24 protein-coding genes are annotated in these 22,601 nt (G+C 53.9%); 21 read left to right on the top strand and 3 right to left on the bottom strand.

Annotation, left to right across the window (positions count from 1 at the left end; genetic code table 11):
• Positions 1-10: 10 nt before the first annotated feature.
• From NSU18_RS05020 to NSU18_RS05005, 4 genes are all read left to right on the top strand, one after another.
• Positions 11-814: a glucosaminidase domain-containing protein gene (locus NSU18_RS05020; protein WP_341021507.1), complete on the top strand. Its 804-nt coding sequence runs from the start codon at positions 11-13 to the stop codon at positions 812-814.
• Positions 815-819: 5 nt separating this feature from the next.
• Complete coding sequence (locus NSU18_RS05015; protein ID WP_341021509.1) at positions 820-1,101, top strand: holin; 282 nt, start codon at positions 820-822, stop codon at positions 1,099-1,101.
• Positions 1,102-1,215: 114 nt separating this feature from the next.
• Entirely contained in the window at positions 1,216-1,638 is a 423-nt protein-coding gene (locus NSU18_RS05010) for a hypothetical protein (protein ID WP_341148402.1), read from the top strand.
• 155 nt (positions 1,639-1,793) lie between these two features.
• The gene (locus NSU18_RS05005) at positions 1,794-1,928 is read left to right on the top strand and encodes a YjcZ family sporulation protein (protein WP_209873522.1); all 135 of its coding nucleotides are present in this window, start codon (positions 1,794-1,796) and stop codon (positions 1,926-1,928) included.
• A 215-nt stretch (positions 1,929-2,143) separates the two neighbouring features.
• On the opposite strand, the gene NSU18_RS05000 is transcribed toward NSU18_RS05005, so the two are convergent.
• The gene (locus tag NSU18_RS05000; RefSeq protein ID WP_341021511.1) at positions 2,144-2,719 is read right to left on the bottom strand and encodes a hypothetical protein; all 576 of its coding nucleotides are present in this window, start codon (positions 2,717-2,719) and stop codon (positions 2,144-2,146) included.
• 213 nt (positions 2,720-2,932) lie between these two features.
• Here NSU18_RS05000 and NSU18_RS04995 point away from each other — a divergent pair, with 213 nt between their 5' ends.
• The 4 genes from NSU18_RS04995 (at position 2,933) to coaD (ending at position 5,149) form a co-directional block, all read left to right on the top strand.
• Positions 2,933-3,325 carry a hypothetical protein gene (locus NSU18_RS04995; RefSeq protein ID WP_341148401.1) on the top strand — a complete coding sequence of 131 codons (393 nt, stop codon included), beginning with the start codon at positions 2,933-2,935 and terminating at the stop codon, positions 3,323-3,325.
• A gap of 74 nt (positions 3,326-3,399) precedes the next feature.
• Entirely contained in the window at positions 3,400-3,675 is a 276-nt protein-coding gene (locus NSU18_RS04990) for a hypothetical protein (protein ID WP_341148400.1), read from the top strand.
• A 363-nt stretch (positions 3,676-4,038) separates the two neighbouring features.
• A complete protein-coding gene (gene rsmD, locus NSU18_RS04985; protein ID WP_341021517.1) occupies positions 4,039-4,647 on the top strand; it encodes a 16S rRNA (guanine(966)-N(2))-methyltransferase RsmD in 609 nt (202 codons plus the stop codon).
• Positions 4,631-5,149, top strand: a complete 519-nt coding sequence (coaD, locus tag NSU18_RS04980; protein ID WP_341021519.1) for a pantetheine-phosphate adenylyltransferase — start codon at positions 4,631-4,633, stop codon at positions 5,147-5,149. Before rsmD ends, coaD begins: the two co-directional genes overlap by 17 nt.
• On the opposite strand, the gene NSU18_RS04975 is transcribed toward coaD, so the two are convergent.
• Positions 5,121-6,377 (bottom strand): nucleoside recognition domain-containing protein, encoded by a 1,257-nt coding sequence (locus NSU18_RS04975; RefSeq protein WP_341021520.1) that lies wholly within the window; start codon positions 6,375-6,377, stop codon positions 5,121-5,123. The genes coaD and NSU18_RS04975 overlap by 29 nt on opposite strands.
• 161 nt (positions 6,378-6,538) lie before the next feature.
• On the opposite strand from NSU18_RS04975, the gene NSU18_RS04970 reads away from it, so the two are divergent.
• Complete coding sequence (locus NSU18_RS04970; protein WP_341148399.1) at positions 6,539-7,579, top strand: SepM family pheromone-processing serine protease; 1,041 nt, start codon at positions 6,539-6,541, stop codon at positions 7,577-7,579.
• Here NSU18_RS04970 and NSU18_RS04965 read toward each other — a convergent pair.
• A complete protein-coding gene (locus tag NSU18_RS04965; RefSeq protein ID WP_341023299.1) occupies positions 7,569-8,807 on the bottom strand; it encodes a tRNA(Met) cytidine acetate ligase in 1,239 nt (412 codons plus the stop codon). The genes NSU18_RS04970 and NSU18_RS04965 overlap by 11 nt on opposite strands.
• Before the next feature lie 139 nt (positions 8,808-8,946).
• Between NSU18_RS04965 and NSU18_RS04960 the strand changes: the two genes are divergently transcribed.
• The 12 genes from NSU18_RS04960 to ftsY all read left to right on the top strand — a co-directional run bounded on the left by NSU18_RS04960 (position 8,947) and on the right by ftsY (position 22,036).
• A complete protein-coding gene (locus tag NSU18_RS04960) occupies positions 8,947-9,468 on the top strand; it encodes a YceD family protein (RefSeq protein WP_340941084.1) in 522 nt (173 codons plus the stop codon).
• A 51-nt stretch (positions 9,469-9,519) separates the two neighbouring features.
• Positions 9,520-9,693 carry a 50S ribosomal protein L32 gene (rpmF, locus tag NSU18_RS04955; protein WP_019911234.1) on the top strand — a complete coding sequence of 58 codons (174 nt, stop codon included), beginning with the start codon at positions 9,520-9,522 and terminating at the stop codon, positions 9,691-9,693.
• A 554-nt stretch (positions 9,694-10,247) separates the two neighbouring features.
• A complete protein-coding gene (fapR, locus tag NSU18_RS04950) occupies positions 10,248-10,844 on the top strand; it encodes a transcription factor FapR (RefSeq protein ID WP_341021524.1) in 597 nt (198 codons plus the stop codon).
• The gene (plsX, locus tag NSU18_RS04945; protein ID WP_341021525.1) at positions 10,828-11,817 is read left to right on the top strand and encodes a phosphate acyltransferase PlsX; all 990 of its coding nucleotides are present in this window, start codon (positions 10,828-10,830) and stop codon (positions 11,815-11,817) included. Before fapR ends, plsX begins: the two co-directional genes overlap by 17 nt.
• Positions 11,818-11,825: 8 nt before the next feature.
• Positions 11,826-12,815, top strand: a complete 990-nt coding sequence (locus NSU18_RS04940; RefSeq protein WP_341148398.1) for a beta-ketoacyl-ACP synthase III — start codon at positions 11,826-11,828, stop codon at positions 12,813-12,815.
• 91 nt (positions 12,816-12,906) lie between these two features.
• Positions 12,907-13,830 carry an ACP S-malonyltransferase gene (fabD, locus tag NSU18_RS04935; protein ID WP_341148397.1) on the top strand — a complete coding sequence of 308 codons (924 nt, stop codon included), beginning with the start codon at positions 12,907-12,909 and terminating at the stop codon, positions 13,828-13,830.
• 52 nt (positions 13,831-13,882) lie between these two features.
• Positions 13,883-14,632, top strand: coding sequence for a 3-oxoacyl-[acyl-carrier-protein] reductase (gene fabG / locus NSU18_RS04930; protein WP_341148396.1), 750 nt, complete (start codon positions 13,883-13,885; stop codon positions 14,630-14,632).
• Positions 14,633-14,756: 124 nt separating this feature from the next.
• Positions 14,757-14,990 (top strand): acyl carrier protein, encoded by a 234-nt coding sequence (gene acpP, locus NSU18_RS04925; protein WP_036694165.1) that lies wholly within the window; start codon positions 14,757-14,759, stop codon positions 14,988-14,990.
• A gap of 223 nt (positions 14,991-15,213) precedes the next feature.
• Positions 15,214-16,452: a beta-ketoacyl-ACP synthase II gene (gene fabF, locus NSU18_RS04920; protein WP_209873549.1), complete on the top strand. Its 1,239-nt coding sequence runs from the start codon at positions 15,214-15,216 to the stop codon at positions 16,450-16,452.
• A gap of 14 nt (positions 16,453-16,466) precedes the next feature.
• On the top strand, positions 16,467-17,171 hold the full coding sequence (gene rnc, locus NSU18_RS04915; protein WP_036728876.1) for a ribonuclease III: 705 nt from the start codon (positions 16,467-16,469) through the stop codon (positions 17,169-17,171).
• Positions 17,172-17,332: 161 nt separating this feature from the next.
• Positions 17,333-20,902, top strand: a complete 3,570-nt coding sequence (gene smc / locus NSU18_RS04910) for a chromosome segregation protein SMC (RefSeq protein ID WP_341148395.1) — start codon at positions 17,333-17,335, stop codon at positions 20,900-20,902.
• Positions 20,903-21,040: 138 nt separating this feature from the next.
• Entirely contained in the window at positions 21,041-22,036 is a 996-nt protein-coding gene (gene ftsY, locus NSU18_RS04905; protein WP_341021536.1) for a signal recognition particle-docking protein FtsY, read from the top strand.
• Positions 22,037-22,601: the final 565 nt, after the last annotated feature.

Below are 22,601 nucleotides of genomic sequence, written 5' to 3'. Positions count from 1 at the left end.
AAGTGATGCAATGGCAAGCTCCGAATTTATCACCCGGATTGCTTCCTTCGCGGTTGCCGATATGCAGCGCAGCCGTATCGCAGCTTCGCTGACGATTGCCCAGGCGGCGCTGGAATCCGGCTGGGGAACGAGCGGCTTGACGCAGAAGGCCAATAATCTGTTCGGGATCAAGGGCAGCGGGCCTGCGGGCAGTCTGGTGCTTCCGACAACGGAATACAGGAATGGCCAAGCTGTACAGGTGACTGCCCAGTTCCGTTCCTATAATAACTGGGGAGAATCTATAGCGGACCATTCCGCACTGATTACAGGGGGAGTCTCCTGGAACCCCAAGCTGTACAGCAAGGCCATTGGAGTGGATGGCAAAACAGCCGCCCGCGAGATTGCTGCTGCTGGCTATGCAACGGACCCGGATTATGCAGCCAAGCTGATTCAGATTATGGATTCATATAACCTGTATCAATATGACAAGCTGAAGGAGGATGAAGAGATGTCGGCTGAAGATAAACAAAGAATTGCGGCGCTGGAAAACGAGCTGCGGGGGTTGAAGGAGCTGCTGGCAGGACTGTCTGTCAGCAGAGATACACTGAAGGCCGGCATTCAAGAGCAAGGCCAGTCCATTAAAGGTGTGGCGGAGCGACTGGCTGTCATTGAGGGCCGTGCAGTAATGAATGTGCCGGCCTGGGCTGAGCCCGCAGTCCAGGCGGCGGCAGCCGCCGGTCTGCTGGATACGCCGTCCGGCGGCAGCTATGATTTTTACCGGATGCTGACGGTATTGAACCGCGCCGGTCTGCTGGTTACCAGTGAGGGGGCGTAGCCGGTATGTACAATGATGCACTTAACAGTGTACTCGCTTTTGCATCCGTATTGGCGGTATTCGTCATGGCGCTGGTGCAGCTCGTCAAGAACAGCGTGAACCTTCCGCGCAACGTGGTTCCTGCGGTGGGGCTGGCCATCGGCCTGCTGGTAGGAGCGGCTGCGTATCCTTTTACAGATATGAATCTGATTCTACGTCTATGGGCCGGAGGCTTGGCCGGATTATCGGCAACGGGATTGTTTGAACTGGCGTTCAATAAGCGGAGCGGGACGACCAAAGATGAGTAGGATAGTACCGGCTGCTTGAGCGTAAATAAAATAAGGTGCAGGGAATGGTAGTTCTATCCAATCGTTTTGGTAGGAACACAAATATACTAGTGAAGAAGAGAGGAGGTGCTTGATATGGGAACTTATGTTGATGGAAGAACCTCACAGAATGCCAGTACTGCCAATTCTATTGCGATTCCAATTCTAGTAATTAATACTCCACAGCTGTTTGGGCAAATCGGCCTGATCACAGCTGGAGTAGGCACGAATCCACGTGTACTTCTGAAAGGAACCGTTTCGGTTTCGCTACCTCTTGCACTGGTTGGCATCACTGTAACCATCGTTAGAGGAACACTGGCTACGGACCCTGTTGTGTATTCTGCCACTTCCACTTTCAGTCTTAGTGTTTTGGCTCCGCAGGTTATCGCCTTTTCTGCAGATGATTTCCTCCCGACGATTACTCCGCAGTTAACCTATACTGCGTTTATCAGCTCGAATCTTTTGGGTACGGTCCGTGTAGGTCCGGAGAGCTTCGACGGCATTCTGGTGTCTGATTAATCTATGGACCCCTGGGACATCCTGCTCCGCTCTAACATTCGGGCGGGCAGGGTGCCCTTGTACATACGCCCCAAATTATGTCCGTTTCGCCCAATCTGATCAGGCTACTTACTCATATGATGTTTTGTAGTCAACATTATGAAGGAGGTAATCTCATGGGTGCAGATTGCGGATACGGTGGCAATGTAGGCGGCGTGAATACGTGTGGAGTAAGCCCTTGGACATCGACAGGCGCGATTCTGGTTCTTTATATCCTGCTCGTTATTATTCTGAGTGCCTGCTTCTACTAGGAGATCCAGTTAGTCAGCGCGGTCCCGGTAATCCGGGACTGCGCTTTTTTGCGGGTGCAGGGTGGACAATCCTTGCTGCTGCGACAGCCTGTAAAGGTTATCCACGGGAATCGGTTGTAAAAATCTTTTGGGAGTCCATCGCTGATGAAAGGTATCACCAACATTGCTGATAGTCAATCAATACTGGAGGTCCCATGCGGGTGACATAAGAAGTTTTACTTGGTTGTAATCTCTGACAACGCCTTATCCATCTGCGTTTCATTTGATTGTACGGCTTCGCTGTCCACAGCATCATTTCCGCGGAAGACATTCTTAGTATTCTGATAAAAGTCAAAGGCAAACTCCTTAATGGCCTCACCGTCAGGGTGATTGCGCTCCACAACGGTAGCCTTGAACAGGTTCGTCAGCATGTATCCGGCATCCCCGCTATGTGCGAGATAATTCCCGGCGGTGTACTCTTCCACGATCTGGGATTCAAAATCTTTAAGCTCCACAGCCGACGGAGTGTACGATCTCGCCAAAACTTCTGCGGCATCTGCTTTTTGTGTGGCCTCCGTATCCGTAGCCGCGATTTGCTGGATCGCCGATTCCCAGTTCACTGCCCCCTTCCCGGTGGAGGGTTCAGTGACAGGTCCGGGGGTTGATTGGGCTGCTGTCGGGCTCGTTGCCACGGTAGGAGTTGGGGCGGCCTGATTAGCTGGGGTGCTGCAGCCTGCGGTCAGTCCGATGGCACCGCCGAATACGATCATTAGGGCAAGGGACGACATCTTTTTATACAAGGGCTTCTTCATAGCGGTTCCTCCTGAATCTATCTGTTATCCATATACTATATATGTAACCTTGTCGTGCCGGATTGAATTTATTCACGGATGTGACTAATAGATATGAATATTTTGTGAGTCTATAGAACTAAGTCATTTGACCTGATATAATTGGTAAAAAATAGAATGGTGAAGAGGTGCTATTTTAAAATGAAGCGGAAACTGGCAACGCTTTTTTTTGTGATGATATTTGCGCTATCCTTAAGTGTGCAGCCAATATCGGCAGCAGGCAAGACTCAGAAGGTTAAGGTTACGTTTGTAAGTGCTGAACTGGTAGAGAATGATCATGTAGGCAATGAGTGGTGGTGGGGCGGATTCGTCAATGGAGAGGAGCTTGAGGAAGGGGATTCAGTCACGCTGGATCTGACTTCTACAGCAAGCATCAAGCTTCGTGCTGAAGCTCAGGAACAGGATAAGATCCCAGATGAAGGCTCGGCTAACGCCTCAATTAAGGTCTCTACCCTTAAGGATACCCAGAACAAATCGCTGACAGTGAAGGTAGTCGAAAACCGCGGGCGGTATTCCGGAAATTCAGCCTCCTGGAAGTTTGTGTTCAAGATCGATAAGGTCAAATGACAAGCAGAAATGAAGTAGAATAATACATTTGCTTCTGGTACAATCTATATATTAAGTTTGAAGGAGCGGAGCACATGAATGATGATCTGGTACAATTATTGCGGTCCGTTATTCGGGAAGAGTTAGTTTCAGTAAAGGAGGAATTAGTCACCGTCAACGAGCGTTTGGATCGAATAGAGACAGAGCAGCAGAACATGAAACAAGATCAGGAACAAATTAAACGTGCTGTGCTGGAAACAAACGAACGGCTCATCAACGTGGAGTCTCTTTTGGAGAATCAGCACAGAATTATCGAACTTCTCTCAGCACGCTCCATTGAGCAGGAAGCCAAGCTGAAGCGGATTATATAAGTATACACAGCATGCCCCCGCATCTTGATTTCAAGGCGGGGGCTTTTTGGCGTGAAATAAAAATCGAGGCTCCCTTTCGGGAGCCTCTTTCATGGGAGAGGAGAAACCGGACGAAGAGCTTATGGGGAAACGTAAGCCTGCTCCGCGGTTGTCTACGACATTTTGTGATGTCGATAGTTACAGGATGTCCCGGTTACAGGAGTTTTATACATTTGCATGTGAATATTCTTCTGCTCCTCATTGTGACAAAGTCGGACAATCTTTTTATTTCATGGAATAATTGTGGTACTATAGGCTTGGACTTATGCCCTGTAATGGCATAGTAATGTAGAGACATAAAGCTAAAAAGCAGGTGAATGATCGGTGAGAGTCATATCGGGAAGTGCAAAAGGCAGGCCGCTTAAAAGTGTTCCAGGCAATGGCACACGGCCTACTACCGATAAAGTGAAGGAAGCGTTATTCAGTATGATCGGGCCTTATTTTGAAGGAGGTACGGTGCTTGATCTGTATGCAGGTACCGGAGGCCTGGGGATCGAAGCTCTGAGCAGAGGGATGGAAGCTGCGGTATTTGTGGACATGGAGCAGAAGGCGATTGACACGGTGCGCGCTAATCTGAAGGCGTCTCGGCTGGAGGCGCAGGCTGAGGTCTACCGCAATGATGCGGGAAGAGCACTTGGGGCACTTCAAAAGCGCGGGAGAATCTTTGATCTTGTTTTTCTGGACCCGCCTTACCGGATGAAGCATGGAGACGAGCTGATGGTTACGCTGGCGGACAAGCTGCTGCTGAACCCTGATGCAGTGATCGTGCTGGAGCATGAATCGGGATATGCCTATCCGGAGGAGATACCCGGGTTCGTGAGAACGAAGCAATCCGTCTATGGAGAGGTTACGATCTCTATCTACCGGTATGAAGCTGCTGTTCCAGAGGCTGCCGCAAGCGGCAAGGAGGTTAATGATGAGTCTGCAAATTAGAAAAGAACGTGTCGCCATCTATCCTGGAACCTTCGATCCGGTTACGCTGGGACACATGGATATTATTCACCGGGCCGCCAAGCAGTTCGATAGGCTGATCGTTGCGGTGCTGAATAATCTGAGCAAGAATCCGTTATTCTCGGTCGAGGAACGGACAGAGCTTCTGCGTCAGGCGACAGCGGATATTCCGAATGTTGAGGTGGACAGCTTCCGTGATCTCCTGGTTAACTATGTGAGGCAAAAGGACGCCCAGGTCATTGTCCGGGGAATCCGGACTGTTACCGATTTCGAATATGAGCTTCAGAATGCTTCCATTAATCATAACCTTGACCCTGAAGCAGAAACTATATTTATGATGACCAATCCGAGATACTCCTATCTTAGCTCCAGTGTGGTCAAGGAGATTGCCCACTTCGGCGGGAAGGTCTCGGATTTTGTAACTCCTGAGGTGGAGCAGGCGATGAAGCTGAAGTTCAGCCGGATGGACGGCGGTTTGAAGTAAACAGCTTTACGGCAGCAGACAGCAGTAGCAGCAGCGTAACAACCAGGATCTGAAGTCCCAGAATCTGTGGGGTCAGAGTCCATATGTTCAGCGAAAGGCCCGCTTGCGGCAGAGCAGCTGGGGGAGAACCGGCAAGAACCGGCAGCACTGCAGACTGAATATGGAGCATCGGTGTCCACAGCAGGATTGTGAACGCAAAGGCAAATAGTCCATGCAGCAGCCTGACTGCGGTGAACGGGAGGAAGCGGACATTGGCTGCCTTCAGCACTGTCAGTGCCTGGAGCTGGGCGCAGATGCCGCTCCAGGCCAGTCCGGCGGACAGCAGTGCCGGGCCAAGAAGACCGCCTACGACGAAGCCTTCGGGACCTGCTGTGGCTGAAGTCATTGCCCGGGCTCCGAGATGAATCTCAAGCATGCTTCCTGTAACCATAACCGGCAGCTGAGGGAATAACCGGGTAACAATACTTATGACAACCGCGAACATGATCATATAGCCGCCTACAATCATTAGGCTCTGTACGGCGGAGGATACGGATTCACCTAGCACCTTACCGAAGCCCCGTCCGTCCCTTGAACGGGCATCTGCTGCTGCCTGATGGATACGCCCGGGTAAGGATGCTTTTTTGGCGCTGGAGCGGCTTCCGGTATGGCTGGGACCACTTTCTTGCGAAATAGGTGACGTCATCTTGCGGGGGCCATTGAAGCAAGCGGACAGAATTCCTGCGGCTACCCCTGACAGCCAGTGAATGGCAAGCAGGGCATAGCCGGCTGCTGGACTGTGCAGGAAGGCTGTTCCTACTACAATAAGCAGAGTGACCGGGCTGGCATAATGTACAACAGCCGCCAGTCTTCCAGCCTCCTTGTCTGTAATGTCCCCTTGCTTGTGCAGTTGCATCACTCCTCCGGCTCCTGCCGGGAAGCCTGCGGTTAGACCGAGCACCAGCGTCCAGCCGACCGCCCCGGGAAGTCTGAAGCACCGCTTCATCAGCGGTTCAAGCAGAACGCCGATACCATGCACGAAGCCGGATGCGCTTAGCATCTCTGAGAGGATCAGGAAGGGCAGCAGCGCAGGAAAAACCAGGGTCCACCAGAGCTTAAGGCCCGTAAGTGAAGCCTTGAACGAGGCTTCAGGTGCAATAATAATCGCTGCAGCGAGCAGAATGGCTGAAGCCCCGGGTATAAATGGAGCTGAATCCGACAGAAAGCGTCTGGATCTAAAGTTTATCATTAGAGTTATCCCCTCTTCATAGCTTAGGACATGGGCAGATCTTGTTACCAATTTATGCAGGGGAGACAACCATCATGCCACACAGCCGGAGTGAAGCTCAAGGCTAAGGTACGACATTCTAAGTGCCGGGGCATCATCCGCAGGAAAGAAGGGGAAGAGACTTGAGGCAGTATAAACGCCGGGTAGGCATTCGCGCTTCAGCCTATCTATTTTCATTCGTGGTCATTCTCTATGTTGTCGTCTTCATGAACACGCCTTATATTGTATATCAGCCGGGAAGCGCCTCGGAGGTGGCACCGATGATCAAGGTGGAGAATGCCGATCCGCAGGAGCAGGGAACCTTCATGATGACCACGGTTTCGGCAAGCTATGCGAATGTGGCTCTTCTAATCGCCTCTGTGTTCAACTCGAATGCCGAGGTAGTGTTGAAGGAAACACGCCTGCAAGATAAGACTGAGCAGGAATATGCTGCGGAACAGGTGTTCTATATGAATAGTTCACAATCCTATGCTGTGCAGGCAGCTTATCATGCGGCAGGTGTACCCTATGAGGATGTCGTGGATTATCTGTACGTGTTCTCTGTACCCGAAGCTGCCAATCAGGACCGGTTCCAGCCGGGGGACAAAATCATCAGTGTAGGCGGGCAAAAGGCCGCCGATCCGGCCGCGCTGTCCAAATTGCTGTCGGTTCACCAGATCGGGGATACCGTGGATGTATTGCTCCAGCGTGACGGCAAAGAGATTAAAGAGCAGGTCAAGCTGGTGGGGGTCAAGGATAAAGAAGCTGCGGCTGCCCGGCCGGGCTTCGGAGTCGTTATTGGTGCGGTTCAAAAGGTGGAGCCTAAGGAGAAAGGTAAAGCCGTCAGTTTCGTGGATACTAACGTAGGCGGGCCCTCTGCCGGACTGATGTTCACCATGGAAATCTACAACCGGCTTACGCCGGGGGATCTCACCAAGGGCCGGAAGGTAGCAGGCACGGGTACGATAGATGCGGAGGGGAACGTGGGGCTGATCGGCGGTGTGAAGCATAAGATTGTAGCGGCCGACCGTAAGGGCGCGGAGATTTTCTTCGTTCCGCTTAAAAACTATGATGAGGCCAAGGCAAAGGCGGAGCAAATCGGCACGGACATGAAGCTGGTTCCTGTCTCAACACTATCCGATGCTCTGAAATACATGGAGGAGCTGCCGGTCATCAAATCCTGACCGGCGGCTCAAGATAATCACTGTACAGATCGCTGCGCATCGGGTCGGCATAAGCCCCGGCGAACACAGCCGCCGCCTGGAGGTCCCGCTCCAGCATGGGATGGGTGTAGCGGGCAGGGCTTGTAATCACCGGAAGCACCGCTGTCAGCTTCATCTGCTTCAGCAGCTCCCGGCCGCTCTCGCGGAAGCCGAGAACCCTTATGTAGCCGGGACCCTGAGAGAGAACGGAGGGGGACATCTCTGCTTTGCTGTGATTCAGCAAGGTGTGAAGCAGCAGACGCTGAAGCCTGGTGAGTGTATACCGTCTGCTCTTAAGCTCCTGCAGCAGTCCGCCGACGGTGAACTTGTCCAGCTGGTGCAGGCTGCTGAGCAGCCGGTTCTCCAGGCCCTCGTTCATATCCTGCAGCGTGTGCAGCTCCGCAGCAGAGCGGGTAGAGAGTACATGGCGCAGCGGGCCCGCGAAGTCTTCCAGCCGTACCGGTCCCCGGCCTGCGGCACGCTCACGCTCCAGGATGGACAGGGCATACTCCGGCATGTAAGCTGCCGGTGATCCGCCCTCCTGCAGCAGCCTGCGGATGGCTGTTGCACTGGCAATGGCCGACCCGCTCTCCAGCGGGTCGTGGAAGCCCGCGCCGGTACGCGGCACGGTTAAGGGCTTGATCGCGCTGCCCAGCCGCCTTAGCGCGATCAGGTAGTGCAGGCCGAGGCTGTTGTTGGGCTGCCGTAATATATCTTCGGCATCTTCCGGTTTCTCCTCTCCCATGAAAGAGGCCCCCCAGGCCGCCGCCGCAGCAGCGCTGTAGGCGGCCGGGAATCCCGCGCCCCCGGAGAGGCGGGCGCGGATCTCCTCCTTAAGCGCACTGCTCTCTTCGGCCAGGAAGCCGGCCAGAGGCAGCAGTACGCCCAAAGAGCCTGCTTCGGAGCCGAAGCACAGGCTGCCGACGACACCGGTCGCCTCCAGCAGCGAGACCGCTCCGAAGGCGAACCATTCCGCCGGCTGGACGGCGTACGCCACCGGCAGTTCAATAACCAGATCGGCGCCCATATGCAGCGCCATCTCAGTGCGGGCGCGCTTGCTGACCGCCGCCGGCTCGCCGCGCTGGGTGAACGGTCCGCTCATAATGACAATGGAGCGGTCCGCTCCCGAGATTCTTTTTGCCTCGGTGAAATGATGGACATGCCCGTTATGTAAAGGGTTATATTCGGCTATAATACCTACAGCTGCCACAGTTGCTTCACGCCCCATTCTGGAATCTATATTGTATATCATAAATTGTCACGCTCCCTGAAACAATATAAAGGGAAAGTGGTTGACAAAGTCAGGGAATAATAGGTATAATAAATTTTGTTTGTTTGGAGTGATAACGATGAACATTCACTTTCGCAAATTAGCGAATGCCGACGAGCCTCTGGTCCTCCACGAAGTTGTGGATGTCAGCGGGATTGTCACAGGGCGCAAGGATATACTTGCTGTTGCACCACTCTCAGTAGACCTTAAAGCGCTGCCCGCGGGAACCGATAGTGTGAACGTGGTGGGAACACTGAACGGAGAAGTGGACATGTTATGTTCACGTTGTCTCGGTGAGGTCAAGAGTAAGCTGAACATTCCTTTCGCTGAGACCTTCAAGTGGCTTAAGCAGCCAATTCTTCCGGAAGATGAAGATGAGGAACTCATTTACATCACAGATGAGATTGTGGATCTTATCCCGTATGTGGAAGAAAATTTCGTACTGCACTTACCGGATTCGGTATTGTGCAAGGCAGACTGTCTTGGTCTTTGTCAGAAATGCGGACAGAACTTGAACGAAGGCACCTGCAGTTGCGACAACACAGTGATCGATCCTAGACTCGCTGCGTTGAAAGGATTCTTTACCAAGCAAGACGACTAAGAACAAATCCCAAGTGAATTGGGTTACAACAAAATCAGGAGGTGTCTAACAATGGCAGTACCACAACGCAGAACGTCCAAGACTCGCCGTGACAAGCGTCGTACTCACTTTAAACTGGTTGTTCCAGGTATGGTGAAATGCGAACAATGCGGAGAGCTGAAACTTGCTCACCACGTATGTAAAGTTTGCGGAACATACAAAGCAAGAGAAATCATCAAACAATAGTTTGAATATAAGAGTAGCACTTCATCTGCCGGTGAAGTGCTATTTTTATGTGAAAATAAGAGTTTATGAATGCAATCGGCTGGTTACAGCGGGCATATGCTCCGAATATATGTGAAAAACAGCATACATTGTGCCCGCACCCAGGCATACGGCCCGATTGTATGCGAAAAACAGCATACATTCTGCCCGAACCCAGGCGCATGGCCCGAATGTATGTGAAAAACAACATACATTGTGCCCGCACCCAGGCATATGGCCCGAATGTATGCGAAAAACAGCATACATTGTGTCCGCACGCAGTGAATCTTAGTCATCTGTTAGGATGACTTGTTGAGTAGAAGCTGGTACTGAGCTGCCGTGCCTTGCACTGCACGGGTTTTCAGGCGCTTTTCAAGCCAAAGCTTTATTTTTGCGCCGGCATGCTTTATACTACATATTAGTACCTGGTTCTAAATGGTAAGGAATAACAGTGAATCATAAATACAGCGGCCACTCTTGCGGGCCGGTGAGCTGCACATCAGTCCTGTACCGGGAGGTGAGCCGCTATCGAGCGGATGTCCAAGAAGGAACGTCAGCAGCAGCTGCTGGCTATAATTGAAGGGAACCCGTTTGTAACTGACCGGGAATTAACCCGCCAGCTGAAGGTGAGTATCCAGACGATCCGGCTGGACCGGCTGGAGCTGGGGATTCCGGAGCTGCGTGAGCGGATGAAGCAGATGGCGGAGCATTCCTATGATCAGGTGCGTTCCCTGCCGGCCGATGAAGTGGTCGGTGATATTGTGGATCTGCAGCTGGACAAGAGCGGGATATCGATCTTCGAGATCCGCGATGAGCATGTGTTCTCCCGTAACGGGATTGCCCGGGGCCATTACGTGTTCGGACAGGCGAATTCGCTGGCAGTAGCTATAATTAATGATGAGATTGCCTTAACGGCTTCGGCCGACCTCCGGTTTGTGCGCATGGTCCGGCTGGGCGAGAAATGCATTGCCAAGGCGCAGGTGCGCTCACTTGCGGGCCGGAACGGCAAGGCTGAAGTGGATGTATTTACATATGTCGGAGAAGAGCTGGTATTTCAAGGCCATTTTATAGTGTATCGTTCAGCAACTGAAGAGTACAGCGAAGGGGGAAACCGGAGTGCGGATCGCCATTGATGCCATGGGCGGGGATAATGCTCCTGAATGTAATGTGGAAGGCGCGCTGGCAGCGGCTGCAGAATGGAGTGACATAGAGATCGTACTTGTCGGTGATGAAGCGCGGCTTGAACCGCTGCTGAAGAGTAAGCCTTCCAATGTTACGGTTCGTCATGCGGGGGATGTGATCGGTTCGGATGAAGAGCCGGTGAAGGCGGTCCGCCGTAAAAAAGACTCATCCATGGTCGTAGCCGGACGGATGGTCCGCGAGGGAGAAGCCGATGCCATGATCTCCTCCGGCAATACCGGAGCGCTCATGACTACAGGACTTCTGGTAGTCGGAAGAATGGAAGGAATCGAACGGCCGGCGCTGGCTCCGATGATTCCAACGCTGGATGATGTCGGTGTGCTGGCCCTGGATCTTGGCGCGAATATGGATGCCAAACCGCAGCATCTGGCACAGTATGCCCAGATCGGCAGCATTTACCGCAATAAAGTGCATGGCATTGCGAAGCCCCGGGTAGGCCTGCTCAACGTCGGGACTGAGCCGGGCAAGGGAAACGAATTGACCAAGGAAGCCTATCCGCTCCTGGAGGCGTTGCCGGGCATTCATTTTGTCGGCAATGTGGAAGCGCGGGATGTGCTCACCGGAAGCTGTGATGTGCTGGTCTGTGACGGCTTCGCCGGTAATATACTTCTGAAGACGCTGGAGGGAACGGCCGGTGCGATGTTCTCCCTGCTGAAGGAGCAATTCAGCAAATCGCTGAAGACTAAGCTGGGGGCGGCGATCCTGATGCCTGAGCTTAGAGGGCTGAAGGGCAAGATGGATTATAAGGAACACGGCGGGGCGCCGCTGCTCGGTCTTAGCGGCCTGGTAGTCAAGGGGCATGGTTCGTCAGACGGCAATGCGGTGAAGAATGCGGTAAGACAGGCACGGATTGCCCTGAAGGCTGAGCTGGTGCCTAGTATATCGAAGGAAATTAGCGGGAAGTGAGTGAAGACATGAGACAATTACGTCCGGTTGGAATTATTGGGACTGGTAAATATGTACCTGAGAGAGTATTAACCAACAGCGATCTGGAGAAGATCGTTGAAACGAATGATGAATGGATCGTCAGCCGCACAGGAATCCGGGAACGGCATATTGCAGCCCCGGAACAGGCTACCTCCGATCTGGCCTATGAAGCGGCCCTGAAGGCACTCGAATCCGCAGGCATGAAGGCCGAGGAGCTGGATCTGATCATTGTCGCTACAGTTACACCTGACAGTGCCTTCCCTTCCACAGCCTGCATTCTTCAGGACAAGCTGGGGGCCAAGAACGCAGCCGCCTTTGACCTGTCGGCAGCCTGCTCAGGGTTCGTCTACAGCCTGGCTACAGCTACTGGCTTTATCCAGAATGGAATGTATAACAATGCGCTGGTGATTGGCGCAGATACGCTGTCGCGTATTACAGACTATACTGACCGCAACACCTGCGTGCTGTTTGGTGACGGCGCAGGTGCGGTTATCGTCGGCGAGGTTCCGGAAGGACGCGGCTTCCAGTCCTTCGATCTTGGGGCGGAAGGCTCTGGCGGTAGCCTGCTTAATCTTGAAGCCGGCGGCTCGCGTCTCCCGGCTTCCCAGCAGACCGTAGAAGACAAGAAGCACTTCATCTATATGAATGGCCGCGAGGTTTTCAAGTTCGCAGTACGAGTTATGGGATCGGCTACGGAGCGTGTGCTTACCAAGGCGGGATTGTCTAAGGAGAATATCGACTTGTTCGTGCCGCATCAGGCCAACATCCGGATTATTCAATCCGCTATGCAGCGTTTGGATCTGCCGCCGGAGAAGGTTGTAGTCAACGTTGATAAATACGCGAATACCTCCGCAGCCTCCATTCCGCTGGCTCTTGTAGAAGCAGCCGAGGAAGGCCGGATGAAGGCAGGCGATGCTGTGCTTATGGTCGGCTTCGGCGGCGGACTTACCTGGGGTGCTTCTGTGCTGATCTGGTAAGTATCGGGGCATTAATAATAGCAACGCGCAGCAGCTTGATCCGGAGAATATCCGGGTTGGCTGCAGTTAAAGGGAAGGAGCTGTATACCTCATGAGCAAAATCGCATTTGTCTTTCCCGGTCAGGGTGCACAGGCAGTCGGTATGGGTAAGGATGTATATGAAGCATTGCCTCAGAGCCGTGCGGTCTTTGAAAAGGGTGACGAGGTGCTTGGGTTTCCGCTGAGCGGGCTTGTATTTGAAGGGCCGGACAGCGAGCTTAAGCAGACGGTGAACACGCAGCCGGCACTGGTTACAGCCAGTGTGGCTTATCTGGAAGCATTAAGCGGTCTTAAGGTTATGCCGGATTATGTGGCAGGCCACAGTCTTGGCGAGTATAGCGCTCTTGTGGCAGCCGGCGTGCTGTCCTATGAAGATGCTGTAAGGCTGGTCCGCCTGCGCGGACAATTCATGGAAGAAGCTGTTCCCGGAGGACAAGGGGCTATGGCAGCTGTGCTTGGAGCAGACCGCGAAGGGCTTACGGAATTATGCCGCAGTATTACGGCGGCGGGTACTCCCGTTGAACTGGCGAATGTCAATTGTCCGGGACAGATTGTGGTCTCCGGTACCGTAGCCGGTGTCGGTGAGGTGGTCCGGCGTGTGAAGGAAGCCGGGGGCAAACGGGCAATTCCGCTGGAGGTTAGCGGGCCGTTCCACTCCTCATTAATGAAGGGTGCGGCTGAGCGGCTGGCCGCTGAGCTCGACAAGGTAACCTTTAAGGCTCCCGCTATGCCGGTAGTGGTCAATGTGACTGCTGCTCCGGTGACAGACCCGGAAGAAATCCGCAAGCTGCTGGTAGAACAGGTGTATTCTCCGGTACTCTGGCAGGATAGCGTGGAATGGCTTATCGGCGCAGGAGTAGATACTTTTGTAGAGATCGGCTCCGGCAGTGTGCTGGCTGGCCTGATCCGCAAAATTGACAGGAATGTCAAGGTTGTAAATATCAACAGTCTGGAGAGCGTGCAGGCTGGCTGGTAAGCAGCTTGGGCCTGGCCGCAGCCGCATGATTATCGAAGGGGGACAACATAGCATGTTTGCAGCACTAAAAGGTCAGACCGCCCTTGTAACCGGAGGGTCCCGGGGGATCGGCCGCAGCATAGCCTTGGCACTCGCTGCTCATGGCGTGAAGGTCGCGGTGAACTATTCCGGCAGTCTTCAGGCAGCCGAAGAGACCGTGGCCCGTATTCATGAGCTGGGCTCGGAAGGAATCGCTCTGCAGGGGAATGTCGGCCGCAGCAGTGACGCCGAGAACCTGGTCAAGGAGGTTATCCAGGCCTGGGGCAAAATCGATATCCTGGTGAATAATGCGGGCATTACCCGGGATAATCTGATCATGCGTATGAAAGAGGAAGAATTCGATCAGGTCATCGAGACGAATCTGAAGGGCGTCTTCAACTGCCTGAAGGCAGTAACCCGCCCGATGATGAAGCAGCGTTATGGCCGGATCATCAATATTTCCTCGGTCGTAGGTGTGACGGGAAATCCCGGACAGGTGAACTATACCGCTGCTAAGGCGGGTGTAATCGGCATGACGAAGTCTGCGGCCCGCGAGCTGTCATCACGTGGAATCACCGTGAACTGCATCGCGCCCGGCTTCATTGATACCGACATGACCCGCGAGTTGTCCGATGAGGTTCGCAGCGAGCTGATCAAGGGGATTCCCTTGGGAGAGCTTGGGCGGGCGGAGGACATTGCGAATGCGGCGGTATTCCTGGCTTCGGAAGGGGCAGCCTATATGACAGGCCAGACGCTTCATGTGGATGGCGGAATGTACATGTAAGGCTTCGCAGGGCATCAGATCATTACGGGGGAAGATGGACAGAGGCGGCCAGGGCAGCGTTTTTTATGCTCTATGGTATTTTGACTTCATATCTCGTATAATACCAAAAGAGGAGGTGAACCGGATGTCCGATGTATTGGAGCGTGTAACACGCATTGTCATCGACCGCTTAGGTGCCGATGAAGCAGAGGTAACATTAGAAGCGTCTTTCAAAGATGATTTAGGTGCTGATTCTCTTGATGTAGTAGAATTGGTAATGGAATTGGAAGATGAATTCGACATGGAAATCTCTGATGAAGATGCAGAGAGAATTACGACCGTGGGTGAAGTTGTGAAGTACATACAATCTCATACCTAGAGTCATATGATTGAGGGTCCCGTTCCTGCCAGGGCGGGACTTCTCCTCATTTTACGGTTCTTTAAGCCAAGCGTCCGCGAAGTGGTGCATGAGCATCTTGATGAAGATAATAACAGAACCGCAGATTAATTAATCTTGCGGCGACTGCAGTTTATATAGACATCTGGCATGTTTGCGTTTACTAATTGTAGAGGTACACAGCCTATAGACGGGGTGATTATGTTTGAATCATAGAGTAGTTGTAACTGGCATGGGTGTAATGACTTCGCTGGGTAAGGATCTTGAGACGTTCTGGGATAGCCTCATGAGCGGCAAGTCCGGTGTATCCCTGGTTGAAGCTTTTGATGTTAGCGAATATCCAACACGAATCGCTTCCTCGGTCAAGGATTTCGATGCGGAAGCACGCTTCGGCCGCAAGGAAGCCCGCAAGATGGACCGGTTCGTACAATTCGCGGTTGCTGCCGGTGAAGATGCGCTGAAGGACAGCGGACTTACAATCGGTGAAGATATCGATGCAGAACGGATCGGCGTATCTGTCGGCTCTGGAATCGGCGGCCTGGGCACATGGGAAGATAACCACAACCTGCTGCTCGAAAAAGGCCCGAAGCGGGTCAGTCCTTTCTTCATTCCGATGATGATTGCCAACATGGGCTCCGGCCAGCTGTCGATCAATCTCGGGGCCAAGGGGCCGAATACAACGACAGTGACCGCTTGTGCGACAGGCAGCCACTCCATCGGTGAATCCTTCCGTCTGATCCAGCGCGGTGATGCGGATGCGATGATCTGCGGCGGTGCGGAAGCGACCATCCGTCCTACAGGAATGGCAGGCTTTTGTGCAATGAGAGCCATGTCCACCCGCAATGACGAGCCGGAGAAGGCCAGCCGTCCGTTTGATGTGGACCGTGACGGTTTTGTCATGGGTGAGGGTGCGGGAATCCTGATTCTCGAATCCCTGGAGCACGCTGAGAAGCGCGGAGCCAAGATCTATGCCGAAGTTATCGGATACGGTCTCAGCGCCGATGCCCACCACATGACGGAGCCTGATCCTGACGGTGCAGCACGCTGCATGAAGATGGCGATCCGTGATGCCGGCATTAATCCTGAGGATATCGACTATATCAATGCGCATGGTACATCTACACCGGTAGGCGATAAATCAGAGACAGCCGCTGTGAAAAAGGCGCTCGGAGAGCATGCGTACAAAGTTGCGATCAGCTCGACCAAATCGATGACAGGCCACTTGCTTGGTGCTGCCGGCGGGGTGGAAGCGATTATCTGCGGGCTGTCTCTGCAGAAGGGTATGATTGCCCCTACCATCAATTTGGACAACCCTGATCCGGAATGCGATTTGGACTATGTCCCGAATGTGCCCCGTCAAGCGGAGCTGAATATCGCGATGTCGAATTCCTTCGGATTCGGGGGACACAACGCAACCGTTATTCTCAAAAAATATAATAAGTAAGGGGAGACAGTGCAGTGAAAGGAGACCTGAAGCAGTTACAAAGCCAACTTCAAATCCAATTTCACGATCCTGTACTTCTGAAGCAGGCTTTCACCCATGCATCTTATGTGAACGAACACCGGTTCAATCAGCATCAGGACAACGAGCGCCTGGAGTTCCTGGGTGATGCGGTGCTTGAGCTGACGGTGTCCGAATATCTGTATAATCTGCTCCCGGACAGACCCGAGGGAGAATTGACCAAGCTGCGTGCTGCGATTGTCTGTGAGCCGTCGCTGGTCCGGTTCGCCGAGACCTTGGGCTTCGGGCGGTATGTATTGCTGGGAAAAGGGGAAGAGCTTACGGGCGGGCGTACCCGCCCGGCTCTGCTGGCTGATGTGTTCGAAGCCTTTGTGGGAGCGCTCTATCTCGATCAGGGTCTGGAAACGGCCCGGAGATTCCTGGATAATCACGTATTCCCGCTGGTTGAAACCGACGGTAAGCTGCAAATGCAGATGAGCGACTTCAAGACAGAGCTTCAGGAACTGATACAGCATCATGGGATGGGTACGCTGGAATATCGGATTATTGAAGAACGCGGACCGGCGCATGAGCGTGAGTTCGTCTCAGAAGTATATATGGCCAGCCGTTCACTCGGCAGCGGCAGCGGCCGCTCCAAGAAGGAAGCCGAGCAGCAGGCAGCCGCAGCGGCGTTATTGCTTCTAAAGGAAGACGGTGCCTGAAGGCAGATTTGAACATCTGAAATGCGGAGTAGAGCAGCAATGGTCTGAATGCCGGCGGTTCGGCGGAAGTCAGACTTTTGCTGCTCTTTTTCGAAAGGTCAGTGGGGTTGTTTTGGCAAGGAAACACTATGGTATAATGGGTCAGAGGTGAGTGGCGAGTTATGTTTCTGAAACGGATTGAATTGGCAGGCTTCAAATCATTTGCCGACAAAACAGAGATGGAATTTGTACGCGGAATTACGGCCGTAGTCGGCCCGAACGGTAGCGGAAAAAGTAACATATCCGACGGCATCCGCTGGGTGCTTGGCGAGCAGAGTGCCAAATCCCTGCGCGGCGGCAAGATGGAGGATATTATATTTGCCGGAAGTGATGCCCGCAAGGCGGTCAACTACGGCGAGGTCTCGCTGACGCTGGATAATGAGGATCATGTGCTGCCGCTGGATTTCAGCGAGGTGACCGTGACCCGGCGTGTCCACCGCAGCGGCGACAGTGAATATCTGATCAATAAGCAGGCCTGCAGGCTGAAGGATATTACAGAGCTGTTCATGGATACCGGTATCGGCCGTGAAGCCTATTCGATTATCGGACAAGGCCGGATTGAAGAGATTCTCAGTACCCGTTCGGAAGACCGGAGGGGGATTTTTGAAGAGGCTTCAGGTATTGTAAAATATAAGTCGCGCAAAAAGGACGCCGGCCGCAAGCTCGATGAGACCGAGCAGAATTTGCTGCGTATTCATGACCTGATCAGTGAACTGGAGGATCAGGTGGGACCGCTGAAGGACCAGTCCGAGAAGGCGATAAGATACAAGGAGCTGCGGGAGCAGCTGAAGCATCTGGAGATTTCGGTATATGTGCATCAGATCGAAGGCATACATACTTCCTGGCAGGAGGGCAATGCCCGCCTGGAGGTGCTTAAGACGGAGCAGTTGGAGCTGTCCACTGTGGTCTCTGCCCATGATGCCAAGCTGGAGAGCGGCCGGGCGGAGCTGCGGAGTCTGGAGCAGGAAGTGGAGAAGCTGCAGGAACAGCTTCTGCGCAGCAGCGAAGCCAACGAGAAGAGCGAAGGCTACGGAGAGCTGCTGAAGGAGCGCCGCAGGAATCTGGAGCAGAACCGGGAACAGCTCATGCAGACTTTGGGCTCTGTAGGCGAACGTTCCGAGGGGCGGCAGCGTGAGCTGGCGGAGCTTGAGCATAAGCTGAAGCAGACCCGGCAAGCGCTGGAAGAGCTGCGGGCACAGCTGGCGGATGAGGAATCGAAGCTGCAGGGTGTGGCCGGAGGCATCAGCCAGAGCAAGGAAGAGAAGCTCAAGAGTGCTCTGCTTGAGCTGATGAACCTGATGGCCCAGGCGCGCAACGAGATCCGCTATGCGGATCAGCAGAAGGAGAGCCTGGAGCGGCGGATGAGCCGCAGCCAGGAGGAGAGCGGCAAGTGGACAGCCCGGCTGCAGGAGCTGGTCTCCGCACAGAGCGGACTGAAGGATAGGATTACCGCGCTCGGCAAGGAAATCGGACTGCTGCGCGGCGCGTACATTACGGAGAGCGAGCAGACCGGCAAACGGCAGAAGCTGCTTGAAGAGACGCAGAGCGGCCTGCGCAAATGGGAGCAGAAGCGCGAAGCCCAGGTGTCCCGGCATGAGACGATGAAGGAAATGCAGGATGATTTTGACGGCTTCATGCTTGGGGTCAAAGAGGTGCTGAAGGGCGCGCGGAAAGGACAGCTAAATGGCGTACACGGGGCAGTGGCCGAGTTGATCTCTGTTCCCGAGAAGCTGGAAATGGCGATTGAGACCGCTATGGGCGCTTCCTTGCAGCATGTGGTTATGGAGAATGAAGCGGTGTCCCGGCAGGCGATTGCTTTCCTGAAGCAGCGTCAGCTCGGGCGTGCGACCTTCCTCCCGCTGGATGTTATCCGGCCCCGGCAGATTACCGGCAGTGACCGCAGTATGGTTCAAGGTGCTGAAGGGTTCGTCGGTATCGGTTCAGAGCTGGTTGGCTATGAAGACAAGTACAGCAGTATTATCGGAAGCCTGCTAGGCAATGTCGTGATCGCTGAGAGTCTGGAGCAGGCGAACCGTATTGCGGCCAAGTGCCAATACCGTTACAGAGTGGTTACACTTGAAGGCGATGTGGTCAATGCAGGCGGTTCGATGACGGGCGGCAGCCAGCACAAGAAGAACAACAGCCTGCTTAGCCGCAAGCGTCAGCTTGACCAGCTCTCCGGCGAGATTGAAGAGAGCGAGCAGCAGATTGCCAAGCTGAAGCAGGGCATTAGCCGCTTGCGCGCTGAACAGGACAAAGGCTCCGAGAAGCTGGATCAGCTGAGGCATGACGGTGACGAGAAGCGGCTGGAGGAACAGCGCGTATCCGGCGATCTGAAGCAGCTGGAGCAGGAACTGCGGCATGTGCAGGAGCAGGTCGAAGGCGCAGGCGCGGAGCGGAGCGGCTTCGAGCAGGAGGTCCGCGGGCTGGACGAGGCCCGTAAGCAAGCTGAAGCTGAGCTGGCCCGGCTGGAGAAGGAAGAGCAGGAGGCGCATGCAGCGATCCGCAGTGCCGAATCGGACCGTAAGGCGAATGAGTCGGCCAAGGAAGAGCTGCAGGGCAAGCTGACCGGGATGAAGGTCACGGAGGGCAAGCTGGATCAGGAGATCTTCTCGCTGGAGGAGCAGCTGCGCCGGATGAGGCAGGACGCCGGCTCCCAGGAGAAGGAGCTGCGCCAGAGCCGCAGCCTGCTTATGACTATCGAGCAGGATCTGGAAGAGAATGCACGGGAGACTGTGAAGCAGAAGGAAGAGGTCAACAGTCTGCGGCTCAGCAAGGAAGATACGTCTGCGAGGCTTGACCTGGCCCGTGCCGACCGCGCGGCGATCTCGCGCAAGCTGGAGCTGGCCGAAGGTGAGACCAAAGACCAGCGTCAGGCGCTCCGGGCAGTCGAAGACAAGCTCCGTTCCACGGAGGTTGCCGTTGGCCGGCTCGATGTGGAGCTGGACAATATCCTCCGCAAGCTGAGCGATGACTACGAGCTGAGCTACGAGCTGGCGAAACAGCGTTATCCGGTGCCGGAGGATGTGCCTGCGGCACAGCTGGAGGTGCAGCGTCTGAAACGCAGCATCACGGGGCTGGGCGAGGTGAACCTTGGCGCGATTGAGGAGTATCAGCGGGTGCATGAACGCTATACCTTCCTCAGCGGGCAAAAGGATGATCTGGTGGAAGCCAAAACGACGCTGTATCATGTCATCCGTGAGATGGAAGAGGAGATGTCCAAGCGCTTCAAGCAGACCTTCGATGCCATCCGCCGCGAGTTCGGCACGGTGTTCACGAAGCTGTTCGGCGGCGGCCGGGCAGATCTGCAGCTGCTGGACCCTGAGCATATGCTCGATACAGGGATTGATATCGTTGCCCAGCCGCCGGGCAAGAAGCTGCAGAACCTCCAGCTTCTCTCTGGCGGAGAACGCGCCTTGACTGCGATGGCTCTGCTGTTCGCTATTCTGCAGGTCAAGCCGGTGCCGTTCTGCGTCCTGGATGAGGTGGAAGCGGCGCTGGATGAAGCTAATGTGGTGCGCTTCGCCCAGTACCTGCGCGAATTCTCGGAGCAGACGCAGTTCATCGTAGTGACCCACCGCAAGGGAACGATGGAGGAAGCTGACGTACTCTATGGCGTGACGATGGAGGAAGGCGGCGTATCCAAGCTCGTATCCGTGCGGCTGGAGGATGAAGAGGCTGAGATAGCTTAACGATATAGATTGAACAGAAATTTAAAGTTAAAGGAAAAGTGGCGGAGGGGAATTTTGGTACTGTAGGACCGCTCATTTTATATAGATGCAGGATTCAAAAAGTGATCCCTATAACCCTTTAGGAGGAAGCATAAGCCTATGAGTTTTTTCAAAAAACTAAAAGACAGCATCTCCGGCAAAACGGAAAGCGTAACGAAACAGTTCCGCGACGGTCTGGAGAAAACACGCAAGGGCTTCGTTGAGAAGGTCTCTGATCTGATTATCCGCCGCAAAAAGATAGATGAAGAGTTCTACGAGGAGCTGGAAGAGATTCTGATCGGCGCTGATGTAGGCGTGAATACGGTCATGAATCTGGTGGAGGAGCTGCGCGCCGAAGTGAAGCAGAAGCGGATCGAGGACGCGGCGGAGCTTCAGCCGATTCTCTCCCGCAAGCTGATGGAGCTGCTGCGCGGCGATGACGACAACAGTCTGAACGAGAATCCGGACGGCATTACCGTGATCCTGTTCGTTGGTGTGAACGGAGTCGGGAAGACGACGACCATCGGCAAGCTGGCGCATCGCTACAAGCAGGAAGGCAAAAAGGTTCTGCTGGCAGCTGGCGACACCTTCCGTGCCGGAGCGATTGAGCAGCTTGAAGTGTGGGGCAAGCGTGCCGGAGTGGATGTGATCAAGCAGCAGTCGGGCTCGGACCCGGCTGCTGTGATGTATGATGCGGTTCAGGCTGCCAAGCAGCGCAGTGTGGATGTGCTGATCTGCGATACGGCAGGCCGGCTGCAGAATAAGAGCAATCTGATGGAAGAGCTGAACAAGATCTTCCGTGTCATCCAGCGCGAGATTCCAAGCGCACCGCATGAGGTGCTGATGGTGCTGGATGCGACCACCGGACAGAATGCGCTGACCCAGGCTAAGCTGTTCGGCGAGAAGAGCGGTGTGACTGGTCTCGTACTGACGAAGCTTGATGGAACGGCGAAGGGCGGTATTGTGGTAGCGATCCGCCAGGAAATGAACCTGCCGGTGAAGCTGGTCGGCCTCGGCGAGAAAATGGAAGATCTCCAGCCGTTCGACTCCGACCAGTTCGTGCACGCCCTGTTCGCAGGCATGATCTCGGAGGAAGAAGCTGACTCCGGGGAATAACCGTTTAACTATGAATGGATAAGATAGTCAGAACCTATATACAACAGGCTGCACACTCCCCGGGAAAGGATGAATTTCCGGGGAGTTTTTTGTGTTGAAATCGTGCTGTCAAACCAGCAGTTGAAAAAACTACACTTAATTAAGTGTAGTTCAGCTAATGGACCGGAGAGATCTTATCCCCGCGGAAACGCCACTTTTTGCAGCTTATCGGACTCAGGCGACCTTATCGTCTTTCTGCGAGACGTTTTGGAGCTGAATTGCAGGGGATAAGGTCCACGCGGTCCGTTAATCGCCCAAGTGGCGACTTTCTTCCCGGATAAGAGCACCTCAGTCCTTTACGCTAAACCAAACGCTCCTAAAGAACAATGATCGCTTGGGGAAAATGTAATTTGAAGGGGGATTGCATCTGCTCCACTATTTTTAATCTGATAAGATACTTACTATAAAAATACATTATATGAAAAATTCATAATAGTACTGCTTGTCAGCACTCCGGCATACAATGGGATGTGGAATGAACGCAACTCGCCAACAAAAGCAAGTTTAAGAGAAAGGAAGCGATCCC

Source organism: Paenibacillus sp. FSL H8-0048 (assembly GCF_038002825.1).
Classification (GTDB): domain Bacteria; phylum Bacillota; class Bacilli; order Paenibacillales; family Paenibacillaceae; genus Paenibacillus_AQ.
This window is presented reverse-complemented; position numbering and strand designations above follow the sequence as displayed.